Raw genomic sequence first — 12,489 nt, 5'->3', positions numbered from 1 at the left:
GGCCCCGAAGCCTCGTGCCGCGCCCCGGCCGTTCCCGGCGGCCCGCCCGCCTCCCGCGGGCCGGGCCGGGGCGGTCCGGCCCCGGCGGAACGCACGACGGGCTGCGCTCCCGCAAAGGCATGGCGCCGGGCCGTCAAGGAGTGACCGGCCGGTAATGATCCGGCCGAGGCCAAAACCGTACGTTCCTACGATCTGTGATCGTGGCCGAACGGACCGTAGTCAGCACGGTTCACCACCCGTACCTTGGTGCACCGTGCGCCGACCCTCAGCTCAGCCGAACCAGCCCGCCCCGCCCTTCAACGCCCTCGCCGCCCGCCGGCTGCGGGCCGCCCTCGGCATGGGGCCCGAGCACGTCGCCTACGGCCTGCGGGCCTCCTACGGGCTGCCGTACGTGACCCCGGATCTCGTGATCGCCTGGGAGCGCGGGGTGGCCAGTCCCAGCAGTCCGGAGCTGACCGCGCTCGCGGGCGTGCTGTGGTGCTCCCCCGGGGAGCTGATAGGCAGCCCGCGGACGCTGAAGGAGCACCGCATCGCCCGCGGGCTCGCCCCGGAGGACGTGGCCCGGGCGGTCGGCCTGGAACTGCTCGCGTACCTGCGCATGGAGGACCACGAGGAGTGGCGCGGCACCGACCGGCAGTCCGCCGCCCTCGCCGAGCTGCTGGACCTGGACCTGCCCGCCTTCGTCACGGTGACCGGGCGGGAGGCGAAGCTGGCCGAACAACTGCGCAGCGCGGTGACGACGCGCTGGCAGGCGTACGTGCGGCCGGTGGCCAAGGTGGTGCCCCTGGACCGGACCGTCCTGGAGAGCACGCTCCAGGAACTGCACCAGGACTACCAGGGGCACATGACGGCCACCCTGACGTGGGGCGGCGGCGGCCGGGACTCGGACGCGTCCGGGCAGGACTTCCTGGACCGGATCGTGGAGTACTTCTGGGCGGCCGTACGGCGGCGCACCCCCTAGCCGTACGGCGGCACATCCCCCGGCCGTACGGCGGCGCGCCCCCTGGCCGCCCCGCGCGCACCGGGGCCTAGAAGACGGACTCCGCCTCGTCCATGCGGTCCTTCGGGACCGTCTTCAGCTCGGTCACCGCCTCCGCCAGCGGCACCATGACGATGTCGGTGCCGCGCAGCGCGGTCATCTTGCCGAACTCGCCGCGGTGGGCGGCCTCGACGGCGTGCCAGCCGAAGCGGGTGGCGAGGACGCGGTCGTAGGCGGTGGGGACGCCGCCGCGCTGGACGTGGCCGAGGATGACGGGCTTGGCCTCCTTGCCGAGGCGGCGCTCCAGCTCGTGGGCGAGGGCGGTGCCGATGCCCTGGAAGCGCTCGTGGCCGTACTGGTCGATGGCGCCCTTGCCGTAGTCCATGGTGCCGTCGGCGGGGTGGGCGCCCTCGGCGACGCAGACGACGGCGAACTTCTTGCCGCGGGCGAAGCGCTCCTCGACCATCTTCACGAGGTCCGCCGGGTCGAAGGGACGCTCGGGCAGGCAGATGCCGTGGGCGCCGGCGGCCATGCCGGACTCCAGCGCGATCCAGCCGGCGTGCCGGCCCATGACCTCGACGACCATCACGCGCTGGTGGGACTCGGCGGTCGTCTTGAGGCGGTCCATGGCCTCGGTGGCGACGCCGACCGCGGTGTCGAATCCGAAGGTGCGGTCGGTGGACGAGATGTCGTTGTCGATGGTCTTGGGCACGCCGACCACCGGCAGGCCCGCGTCGGAGAGCATGCGGGCCGCCGTGAGGGTGCCCTCGCCGCCGATCGGGATGAGGGCGTCGATGCCGAAGTCCTCAACCATGTCGCCGGCCCGCGAGCAGGCCTCGCGCAGCCGGTCGCGTTCCAGGCGGGAGGAGCCGAGGATGGTGCCGCCGCGGGCGAGGATGCCGCTGACGGCGTTCAGGTCCAGGACGCGGTAGCGGCGCTCCAGGAGGCCCGCGTATCCGTCCTCGAAGCCGATGACCTCGTCGCCGTAGTTGTCGACCGCTCGGTGCACGACCGACCGGATCACTGCGTTCAGGCCGGGGCAGTCGCCGCCTGCGGTGAGGACTCCGATACGCATCGTGCTGTGTCTCCTGCTCGCTGTGGATACCGGTGAGCCAGTACCGATTCTTTCACGTCCCACACCTCGGTGCCGCGCCCTCTTCCTGACGGGCGCCTTATCCACCGGGAGGGGTATTGTCAAGAGGGTTCCGCTCACCTCGATGGGCGATTTTTGCGACCCTGGAGTGACCTGGGCGCGGCCAGGGCACTGTGACGGACAGCCCGGCACCGGCGAAGTCGCCAGGACCCCCGACACCCCGATCACCGACGATCACCGACGATCACCCCGAGATGAAACGGAGAGCACACGTGACGCGCAGCGTGTACGTGACCGGTATCGACCGCGGCGACGGCCGCCAGGTCGTCGAGCTGGGGGTCATGGAACTCCTGACCCGGCAGGTCGACCGGGTGGGCGTCTTCCGGCCCCTCGTCCACGAGGGACCCGACCGCCTGTTCGAGCTGCTGCGCGCCCGCTACCGGCTCTCGCAGGACCCGGCGACCGTCTACGGCATGGACTACCAGGAGGCCTCCGCGCTCCAGGCCGAGCGCGGCACGGACGAGCTGGTCGCCGCCCTCGTCGACCGCTTCCACCTGGTGGCCCGGGACTACGACGTCGTCCTCGTCCTCGGCACCGACTACGCCGGCACCCAGCTCCCCGACGAGCTGTCCTTCAACGCGCGGCTCGCCAACGAGTTCGCCGCGTCCGTGATCCCCGTCGTGGGCGGCCGGGGGCAGTCCGCGGAGTCGGTGCTCGCCGAGACCGTCAACGCCTACCGGGCCTACGACACCCTGGGCTGCGACGTGCTGACCATGGTCGCCAACCGGGTGGCCCGCGAGGACCGCGACGAGATCGCCGGGCGGCTCGCCGACCGGCTGCCCGTGCCCTGCTACGTGCTCCCCGACGAGCCGGCCCTGTCCGCGCCGACCGTCTCCCAGATCGCCCACACCCTGGGCGCCAGGGTGCTGCTCGGCGACGACTCCGGGCTGGCCCGGGACGCGCTGAACTTCGTCTTCGGCGGCGCCATGCTGCCGAACTTCCTGGGCGCCCTCACCCCGGGCTGCCTGGTGGTGACCCCCGGCGACCGGGCCGATCTGGTGGTCGGCTCGCTGGCCGCGCACAGCGCCGGCACCCCGCCGATCGCGGGTGTCCTGCTCACCCTCGACGAGGTGCCGAGCGACGACGTGCTCACCCTCGCCGCCCGCCTCGCGCCCGGCACTCCCGTGCTGTCGGTGCCGGGCAACAGCTTCCCCACCGCCGAGCAGCTCTTCTCGCTGGAGGGCAAGCTGAACGCGGCCACCCCCCGCAAGGCGGAGATCGCGCTCGGCCTGTTCGAGCGGTACGCCGACACCGCCGACCTGAGCAAGCGGGTCTCCGCGCCGAGCAGCGACCGCGTCACCCCGATGATGTTCGAGCACCAGCTGCTGGAGCAGGCCCGCTCCGGCCGGCGCCGGGTCGTCCTGCCGGAGGGGACCGAGGAGCGGGTGCTGCGCGCCGCCGAGGTGCTGCTGCGCCGGGGCGTGTGCGAGCTGACGCTGCTCGGCCCGGTCGACCGGATCCGCAAGCGGGCCGCCGACCTCGGCATCGACCTCGGCGACACCCAGCTGATCGACCCGGCGACCTCCGGCCTGCGCGACGCGTTCGCCGAGAAGTACGCCGCGCTGCGCGCCCACAAGGGCGTGACGGTGGAGCTGGCGTACGACGTGGTCTCCGACGTGAACTACTTCGGCACCCTGATGGTCCAGGAGGGCCTGGCCGACGGCATGGTGTCGGGGTCCGTGCACTCCACCGCGGCGACCATCCGGCCCGCCTTCGAGATCATCAAGACCAAGCCGGAGGCGTCCATCGTCTCCTCGGTCTTCTTCATGTGCCTGGCCGACCGGGTGCTGGTCTACGGCGACTGCGCGGTCAACCCGGACCCGGACGCCGAGCAGCTGGCCGACATCGCCGTCCAGTCGGCGGCGACCGCCGCCCGGTTCGGCGTGGAGCCGCGCATCGCGATGCTGTCCTACTCCACCGGTACGTCCGGCTCGGGCGCCGACGTCGACAAGGTGCGCGAGGCCACCGAGCTGGTGCGCTCCCGGCGCCCGGACCTGAAGATCGAGGGCCCGATCCAGTACGACGCCGCCGTGGAGCCCACCGTCGCCGCCACCAAGCTGCCCGGCTCCGAGGTCGCCGGGCAGGCGACGGTCCTGATCTTCCCGGACCTCAACACGGGCAACAACACCTACAAGGCCGTGCAGCGCTCGGCCGGCGCGATCGCCGTCGGCCCCGTGCTCCAGGGTCTGCGCAAGCCCGTCAACGACCTGTCCCGGGGCGCGCTCGTCCAGGACATCGTCAACACCGTCGCCATCACGGCCATCCAGGCCCAGTCCCCGATCGAGAAGGCTTCCGACCAGTGAGCTCGACCCGTGTCCTCGTCCTCAACTCCGGCTCCTCGTCGGTGAAGTACCAGTTGCTCGACATGCGCGACAGCAGCCGGCTGGCGGCGGGCCTCGTCGAGCGGATCGGTGAGGAGACGTCCCGCCTCAAGCACACCCCGCTGCACACGGGCGGCGGGAGCCGGGAGTGGACGGGGGCGGTCGCCGACCACGACGCCGCGCTGAAGGCCGTCGCCGCCGAACTCGACAAGGACGGCCTCGGCCTGGACTCGCCGGAGCTGGCCGCGATAGGCCACCGGGTGGTGCACGGCGGCCGGCGCTTCACCGAGCCGACCGTCGTCGACGACGCCGTGCTCGCCGAGATCGAGCGGCTGATCCCGGTGGCCCCGCTGCACAACCCGGCCAACCTGACCGGCATCCGCACGGCGATGGCGCTGCGCCCGGACCTGCCGCAGGTCGCCGTGTTCGACACCGCGTTCCACACGACGATGCCGGAGTCGGCGGCGCGCTACGCGATCGACGTTGAGACGGCCGACGCCCACCGCATCCGCCGCTACGGCTTCCACGGCACCTCGCACGCCTATGTCTCCCGGGCGACGGCGAAGCTGCTGGGCAAGGCGCCGGAGGAGGTGAACGTGATCGTGCTGCACCTGGGCAACGGGGCGTCCGCCTCGGCGGTGCGGGGCGGACGGTGCGTGGACACCTCCATGGGGCTGACGCCTTTGGAGGGGCTGGTGATGGGTACCCGCTCCGGCGACATGGATCCGGCCGTCATCTTCCATTTGATGCGCGTCGGCGGAATGTCCGCGGACGAGATCGACGCCCTTCTCAACAAGAGGAGCGGACTGATCGGTCTGTGCGGTGACAACGACATGCGGGAGATCCGCCGCCGGGTGGACGAGGGTGACGAACAGGCGCGACTCGCCTTCGACATCTACATTCACCGCTTGAAGAAGTACATCGGCGCCTATTACGCCGTGCTCGGCAAGGTGGACGCGGTCGCCTTCACCGCCGGGGTCGGCGAGAACGCGGCCCCGGTGCGGGAGGCGGCCGTGGCGGGCCTGGAGGAGCTGGGCCTGGCGGTCGACGCGGAGCTGAACGCCGTACGCGGCAGCGAACCGCGGCTGATCTCCCCGGAGTACGCGCGGGTCGCGGTGGCCGTGGTCCCGACGGACGAGGAACTGGAGATCGCCACGCAGACGTACGCGCTGGTAAATGGCTCATCGAATCTCACCTGAGCGGCATCCCGCCCTTTTGTATTTTCCGCCAGCCGGAATATTCCGCAGCGAAACAAACCGATAGGATCGCCCCATGCGCCGTTCGAAAATCGTCTGTACTCTCGGCCCCGCGGTCGACTCCCACGAGCAACTGGTCGCGCTGATCGAAGCCGGCATGAACGTGGCCCGCTTCAACTTCAGCCACGGCACCCACGCCGAGCACCAGGGCCGGTACGACCGCGTCCGGGCCGCGGCCGAGGAGACCGGCCGGGCCATCGGTGTGCTCGCCGACCTCCAGGGCCCGAAGATCCGCCTCGCGACCTTCGCCGAGGGCCCGGTCGAGCTGGTGCGCGGTGACGAGTTCACCATCACCACCGAGGACGTCCCGGGCGACAAGACGATCTGCGGCACGACCTACAAGGGCCTGCCCGGTGACGTGGCCAAGGGCGACCAGATCCTGATCAACGACGGCAACGTCGAGCTGAAGGTCACCGAGGTCGACGGCTCCCGGGTGAAGACGATCGTCATCGAGGGCGGCGTCATCTCCGACCACAAGGGCATCAACCTGCCCGGCGCGGCCGTCAACGTGCCCGCGCTGTCCGAGAAGGACGTCGAGGACCTGCGGTTCGCGCTGCGCATGGGCTGCGACCTGGTCGCCCTGTCCTTCGTCCGGGACGCCAAGGACGTCGCCGACGTCCACCGGGTCATGGACGAGGAGGGCCGCCGCGTCCCCGTCATCGCCAAGGTGGAGAAGCCGCAGGCGGTGGACAACATGGAGGACGTCGTCATGGCGTTCGACGGTGTGATGGTCGCGCGCGGCGACCTGGCCGTCGAGTACCCCCTCGAGAAGGTCCCCATGGTGCAGAAGCGGCTCATCGAGCTGTGCCGCCGCAACGCCAAGCCGGTGATCGTGGCGACCCAGATGATGGAGTCGATGATCACCAACTCCCGCCCGACCCGCGCCGAGGCCTCCGACGTGGCCAACGCGATCCTGGACGGCGCCGACGCGGTCATGCTCTCCGCCGAGTCCAGCGTGGGCGCGTACCCGATCGAGACCGTCAAGACGATGTCGAAGATCGTCCAGGCGGCCGAGGAGGAGCTGCTCTCCAAGGGCCTCCAGCCGCTGGTCCCGGGCAAGAAGCCGCGCACCCAGGGCGGTTCGGTGGCCCGTGCCGCCTGCGAGATCGCCGACTTCCTCGGCGGCAGGGGCCTGGTGGCGTTCACCAAGTCCGGTGACACCGCCCGCCGTCTGTCGCGCTACCGCGCGGCCCAGCCGATCCTGGCCTTCACCACCGACGAGGCCACCCGCAACCAGCTGGCGCTCAGCTGGGGCGTGGACTCCTACGTCGTGCCGTTCGTGAACAGCACCGACGAGATGGTCGACCTGGTGGACCAGGAGGTCATCAGGCTCAACCGCTTCAGCCCGGGCGACATCATGGTCATCACCGCCGGTTCGCCCCCCGGCGTCCCCGGCACCACCAACATGGTCCGGGTGCACCACCTGGGCGAGGGCGGCCGCGGCTGACCCCCCTGCCGCAACGACACCGAGGGCGCCCCCTGCGGAAGGGGGCGCCCTCGGTGCTGTGCGGCTCCCGGACGGGTCTGCGCCGGACGCTCAGCCGGTCGTGTACTGGTGCAGTCCGGGAACGGTCAGGGTCCCGCCGAACTGGCCGGCCTGCACCACCTTCACCTTCGTGAAGTAGATCAGCGGGATGTCCAGCGGCGGCGGGTGCTCCGGGTCGAAGGTGATCGGGATCAGCCCGAGCAGGTTGCCCGAGATGCTCTCCGTGTACATCACCGTGTCACCGTCGCGGATCGTCGACGTCGACCCCTCGGCGGCCCGCACGTGGTACGTCTTGCCCGACTGCTTGTCCTGCACCGTCTGGTGCAGGTCACCGATGTCGGTGCCGCCGGATATGACGTACTTCAGCACCTTCTTGACCGTGCCGTTGGCGGTCCGCACCTCGACGATGCCCTTGTAGGAGGCGCCCTTCAGCGTCAGTGAGCTGGCGTTCAGGTACCAGGGGTCGTCGGGCAGCGGCACCGGGTTGTCCACCCCGCCCTCCGCGTCCGTGGCCACCGGGCAGTCGTCCAGGTCGGTCGTGGGGCTCGCCGAGGGCGACGGCGTGGCCGTGGCCCCGTCGCTGCCGGTGGGCTCCGGGACCGCTCCGGGCGTCGTCCCGCCGGCGTCCTCGGCGGTGTCCTGCACCGCGTCGGTGACGTCGCCGGTGGTCTCCTCGGCCGGGTCCTCGCCGCTGTCGCCGCCGTCCCCGCCCGCCGGGCCGTCGGCCTGGCCCGTGTCCGTGCCCGTGCCCGTGTCCTGGCTCGGGGTCGCCGAGGCGGACGCGGACGGCGTGGGGCTCGGGCTCTCCTCGGCGCCGCCGCCGGTGAGCCCGTCGACGACACCGCCCACGACCCCGGTGACGGTGTCGCCGATGGTCCCCAGCACGCCCTCGGACGTCTTGGACGGCGAGGGAGAGGGCGCGGTCTGCGGCTCCTTGGGCGCCGGGGTGCCGGCAGCGGCGGGCGGCGCGGGCTCGGCGTCGTCGGCGGAACCTGAATCCGCCGAAGAACCGTCACCCGAACCGGTCCCGTCCGCACCGGCTCCGTCCGTACCCGAGCCGGTGTCACCCGAACCCTCGTCGCCCGAACCCGCGTCGCCCGAACCGGCGTCGCCCGGACCGGACGTCTCCGACGGGCTCGGTTCGGACCCGCCGTCGGACGGCGCCCCGCTCCCGCCGGCCGAGGCGGACGGCGACGGCGTGGCCTCGGGCGTCCCGCCGTTCTCGGCGTCCTCCAGGGCCGCCACGCACTCCTTGTACTCGTCGGCCGTCAGGCTCCGGGACGCCGGCTGGTCCTCGGCGAGGGCGAGCTTCGGCGTGAACCCCATCCCCATCAGCACCGCGGTGGGCATCGCCGCCAGGGCTATCGCCTTGCCGGCCGGCATGTGGAGCCTGGTGAACAGCGGCTTCTTGGGTGCCGCGTGGCGCGGCCCGGTTCTCACACGGGAATCGTCCACATCAGCCCCGTGGGTCACCTCGTCAGCCGGCACTGTGCCTCCCGTTCGCCTCGTTACCGGGGCTCGTTCCTGACAGATCGTCGGTTGCACCCACCGTGCCCTGGCCGGCGCCCGGGTCCGCGACCGGCGCCTGCGTGGCCGTGCCCATGGGGGCGACGGCCGCTCCCCCGGCGTCCGCCGGCTCCTGCGCGGGCGGCGCGTCCTCGGCCCAGGACACCGCCATCGCGCCGCCGATCAGGGCGAACAGGAAACCGATGAGGAATCCGCCGAGGTTGGACACCGGGATGGACACCAGCGCGAGCAGGATCGCCGCCACGCCCGCGAAGAACCGGACGTGCTTCTGGAACCAGAGGCTGATGCCGAGCACGACGAGCAGCACGCCGATGATCAGGGACCCGGCACCCGCGGTGGTGGCCATCGCGAGCGTGAGGTGACCGAGCCGGAGATTTGCGTACGGGAAGTAGGCGATGGGGAGTCCGCCGAGCATGACGAACAGGCCGGCCCAGAACGGCCGGGTGCCCCGCCAGGCGCGGAAGTTCCGCCGAAAGACCCGGAGGTAGTGCTCGTCGTGGCCGGGTGCGGCAGGAGTCTCGGCGCTCATGGAAAACAGCTCCCTGGAACGGCGTTGCCGTGGTGAGTGGTACTGCGAATGCGGAGTCGGAGAGATGACGGGCGGGGGTGCCACCGGCGCCCCCGCCCGTCAGCGAGTGCTCAGTAGCACTCCTTCACACCCGTCGACAGCGACATCTTCAGGCCGCTGAGCTTGAAGGTTCCGGCGGTGGTCGCCCACGCCGTCTGCTTCACGTCGGTGAGGGTGACCGAGTCGGCCTGCTGCGCGAAGCCGTACGGGTTCGACTGCTCCTTGCCGCCCTTCATGCCGGGACCCTTGTTGGCGTCCTTGGCGGCCACACCGATGTCGATGCCCCGGAAGACGGCGTCGCCTTCCAGCTCGGCGACGTCGATGTACAGGTTCTCGGCCTTGACCGGGGTGTCACCCTGGCCGGCCCGCAGGATCAGACTGACGTTGCCGAGCACCGGGATGTTCGGCGTGACGACCGACTGACACATGTCCTTGATGGTCGCGGACTTGAACGCCGAGACGGCGACGGGGTGAACCGTCTTCTTGCCGTCGAGCGTGTAGCCCTCGTCGAGAGCGCCGTACTGCACGAAGCCCGTGCCGTCGAGACGCTCGGTCGTGACCTTGAAAGACTGTCCGGAAACGCTGAACGACGCGGCGAGAGCACCCTGAGCGAGGGCGACGCCTATCGCCGCCGTGGCGGCCACGCTGGGCACCATGACCACGGCGAACCGCTTCCATCTGGTCCCACCACGCACCTGGGACTCCATATTTCCTCCTTCTCGGACGTACATCTCCTGGCCCCGACTGGCCCCTTGCGGCGGCTCAGCCGGACAGGGATGGGAGAAGTGCTACGTCCTCGGGAAGGAGAGCGCCCGCGCTCGGTGGCGCGTACCGCGCCCGAATCACCGGCGATCACCCCCGAGCGACAACCACTGGTCGCGCCTGACACGCATCACGCACAACCCTGCCGGACAGGCTTCGCCGGATGGCGAAGACCCCCCTGTCCAAGAGCCGACGACACGGTCGCCGGCTCTGCTCGGTGGGGACCCAGGAAATCCCGTGACCCGGCCGGCTGCCGGGGATGCGGGGAATGGACCGAGCGTCGCCGATCGTGGTGCATTCTCGCCGCACGCACAAGGGGGTTCGTTACTCGCTAGTAACGGCCGGATAACCGAACAACGACCTGCCGGTCTCGTTCGGCGACGCTCGGTGCATCCGAAGGGGAGGACAAAGAAGGAATGCCGGGACGGAACCCGACAGAACACAACCCTCGACTTACTGGCAGTAACAGCGGCCGCGTTTGCCAAGTTTTGGCAAAGCGCGGCCGCATCGGTGCCATGACGACAGCCGCGCCCCGCCCGGAACGCGGCTGGAAAAGGTCACAAAAGGGCTAGAACAGTGCCCGTGCCAGCGCCCTGCGCGCCGCGGTCACCCGCGGGTCGTCGGCCCCCACGACCTCGAACAGCTCCAGCAGCCGCAGCCGCACGGTGTCCCGCTCGTCACCGGCCGTACGCGCGACGGTGTCGATGAGCCGCCCGAACGCGTCCTCGACATGCCCGCCGACCAGGTCCAGGTCGGCCGCGGCGATCTGCGCCTGGGCATCGGCCGGCTTCTCCGCGGCCTCCTTGCGCACCTGCTGCGGGTCCAGCCCCTGCACCCGCTGGAGCAACTCGGCCTGCGCCAGGCCCAGCTTGGCCTCCGGGTTGGCCGGGTCGTCGACCAGCACGTTCTTGTACGCCTGGACGGCACCGCCCAGGTCACCCGCGTCCAGTGCCTGCGCGGCGGCGTTCAGCGCCGCCTCGTGCGGACCCGCCTGCCGGACCGGGGCCTGCGCCGCACCCGGCTCGGCCTCCGGGTCGACGGTGAGACCGGTCAGGCCGAAGCGCTGCTCGGCGACGGCGACCAGCTGATCGAGGGTCTCGCGGATCTGCGCCTCGCCGGCGGCCCCCTGGAAGAGCGGCAGCGCCTGCCCCGCGACGACCGCGAAGACGGCCGGGATCCCCTGGACCCCGAACTGCTGCATCAGCATCTGGTTGGCGTCGACGTCGATCTTGGCGAGCAGGAAGCGGCCGTTGTACTCGACGGCCAGCCGCTCGAGAACGGGGCTCAGCTGCTTGCAGGGCTGGCACCATTCGGCCCAGAAGTCGATGACGACCGGGACTTCGGTGGAGCGCTGGAGGACGTCGCGTTCGAAGGTCGCCTCGTCGACGTCGATGACGAGGTCGGCCGGGGAGACTCCCCCGCCCCCGCCCTGGCGGGCCGCTTGGGCGCGCGCCTGCTCCGCCTTCGCCTTGGCCTCCTGGGCCGCCTTGACCGCGGCGAGGTCGACGACACCGCTCATGGACATGTTCCGTGGCTGCATGCGTCTATCCTCCCCCGTTCCCGCGCGTGTGTGAAAAGCGATGAGAAAAGCCGGCGCCGGGTCCCCACCCCACGCCATGTGGTCGTCGCTCGCGCGTGCTGCGCACACGCTTTCGCTACGAGTCGTAGCGTAATACCGGAGCGGGCCCTTCCGTCACCCCGGACCGGTGATCTCGCTCACTGCGCGCACCAACCGGCCGGGAACGGCCGGTTATGGTCGTCGCCATGCAGAGCCGCACTACCGCCGGCCGCGCGGGACGTCCGCGCAGCGCCGCCGCCGACGCCGCCATCCTGGCCGCGACCCGGGCGGCCCTGGTCGAACTCGGCTGGTCCCGACTCACCCTGGGAGACGTCGCGACGCGCGCCGGGGTTGCCAAGACCACCCTCTACCGCCGCTGGGCCGGCAAGAACGAACTGGTCGTCGACGCGGTCGCGGAACTCTTCGACGAACTCCGCCTCCCCGACCGCGGCACGCTCGCCGCCGACATCGAGGGCGTGGTCCTCCAGTTCGCCGCGATCCTGGCCCGGCCGGAGGCCAGGAACGGCCTGATGGCGGTCCTGGCCGAGTCCACTCGCGACGAGGCCCTGCGCGAACGCATCCGCGCCTCCATCGTCGACCGTCAGAAACGCCTGGTCCTGGCGGGCCGCGCGCGTGCCCAGCAGCGCGGTGAGCTGCCCCCCGAGACCGATCCCGCGGAGGCGGCCCGCACCGTCGACCTGATCTTCGACGTGGTGGCGGGCGCGGTCGTGCACCGCGAGCTGATCAGCGCGGAACCGGTGGACGAGGAGTGGGTCCGCAGCTTCACCCGGCTGCTGCTCGTGGGCCTGTCGGGCTGACCCGGCGGGCCGCCGCCCGGCACGCCGGGAACGCGCCGGGCCGGACCCCTGGCCCGGCCCG

General features: G+C 71.4%; 10 protein-coding genes. 5 read left to right on the top strand and 5 right to left on the bottom strand.

The window, feature by feature from the left end; translation table 11 throughout:
* Positions 1 to 253 precede the first annotated feature (253 nt).
* Complete coding sequence (locus SGLAU_RS23025; RefSeq protein WP_043504218.1) at positions 254 to 961, top strand: helix-turn-helix transcriptional regulator; 708 nt, start codon at positions 254 to 256, stop codon at positions 959 to 961.
* Positions 962 to 1,028: 67 nt separating this feature from the next.
* Here the strand turns inward: SGLAU_RS23025 and SGLAU_RS23020 are convergent, their stop codons facing one another.
* Positions 1,029 to 2,054: an ATP-dependent 6-phosphofructokinase gene (locus SGLAU_RS23020; protein ID WP_043504216.1), complete on the bottom strand. Its 1,026-nt coding sequence runs from the start codon at positions 2,052 to 2,054 to the stop codon at positions 1,029 to 1,031.
* A gap of 290 nt (positions 2,055 to 2,344) precedes the next feature.
* On the opposite strand from SGLAU_RS23020, the gene pta reads away from it, so the two are divergent.
* From pta to pyk, 3 genes are all read left to right on the top strand, one after another.
* Entirely contained in the window at positions 2,345 to 4,435 is a 2,091-nt protein-coding gene (gene pta / locus SGLAU_RS23015; RefSeq protein WP_043504215.1) for a phosphate acetyltransferase, read from the top strand.
* Complete coding sequence (locus SGLAU_RS23010) at positions 4,432 to 5,652, top strand: acetate kinase (RefSeq protein ID WP_043504213.1); 1,221 nt, start codon at positions 4,432 to 4,434, stop codon at positions 5,650 to 5,652. Before pta ends, SGLAU_RS23010 begins: the two co-directional genes overlap by 4 nt.
* 73 nt (positions 5,653 to 5,725) lie before the next feature.
* Positions 5,726 to 7,156, top strand: coding sequence for a pyruvate kinase (pyk, locus tag SGLAU_RS23005; protein ID WP_043504212.1), 1,431 nt, complete (start codon positions 5,726 to 5,728; stop codon positions 7,154 to 7,156).
* Positions 7,157 to 7,246: 90 nt separating this feature from the next.
* Here pyk and SGLAU_RS23000 read toward each other — a convergent pair whose 3' ends face one another.
* From SGLAU_RS23000 to SGLAU_RS22985, 4 genes are all read right to left on the bottom strand, one after another.
* Complete coding sequence (locus SGLAU_RS23000) at positions 7,247 to 8,683, bottom strand: membrane-bound hydrophilic protein (protein WP_043504211.1); 1,437 nt, start codon at positions 8,681 to 8,683, stop codon at positions 7,247 to 7,249.
* Positions 8,673 to 9,251: a DUF6114 domain-containing protein gene (locus tag SGLAU_RS22995; protein WP_043504210.1), complete on the bottom strand. Its 579-nt coding sequence runs from the start codon at positions 9,249 to 9,251 to the stop codon at positions 8,673 to 8,675. The genes SGLAU_RS23000 and SGLAU_RS22995 overlap by 11 nt, the downstream gene beginning before the upstream one ends.
* A 110-nt stretch (positions 9,252 to 9,361) precedes the next feature.
* Positions 9,362 to 9,997 carry a DUF6230 family protein gene (locus SGLAU_RS22990; protein ID WP_043504209.1) on the bottom strand — a complete coding sequence of 212 codons (636 nt, stop codon included), beginning with the start codon at positions 9,995 to 9,997 and terminating at the stop codon, positions 9,362 to 9,364.
* Between the two features lie 623 nt (positions 9,998 to 10,620).
* Positions 10,621 to 11,592 (bottom strand): tetratricopeptide repeat protein, encoded by a 972-nt coding sequence (locus SGLAU_RS22985; protein ID WP_043504208.1) that lies wholly within the window; start codon positions 11,590 to 11,592, stop codon positions 10,621 to 10,623.
* A gap of 224 nt (positions 11,593 to 11,816) precedes the next feature.
* On the opposite strand from SGLAU_RS22985, the gene SGLAU_RS22980 reads away from it, so the two are divergent.
* Positions 11,817 to 12,428, top strand: coding sequence for a TetR/AcrR family transcriptional regulator (locus SGLAU_RS22980; RefSeq protein WP_043506922.1), 612 nt, complete (start codon positions 11,817 to 11,819; stop codon positions 12,426 to 12,428).
* The last annotated feature ends 61 nt before the right edge of the window (positions 12,429 to 12,489 follow it).

The sequence above is a fragment of the Streptomyces glaucescens genome, assembly GCF_000761215.1.
Classification (GTDB): domain Bacteria; phylum Actinomycetota; class Actinomycetes; order Streptomycetales; family Streptomycetaceae; genus Streptomyces; species Streptomyces glaucescens_B.
The sequence above is the reverse complement of the archived record's forward strand: the minus strand, read 5'-3'. Positions and strand labels throughout refer to the sequence as shown.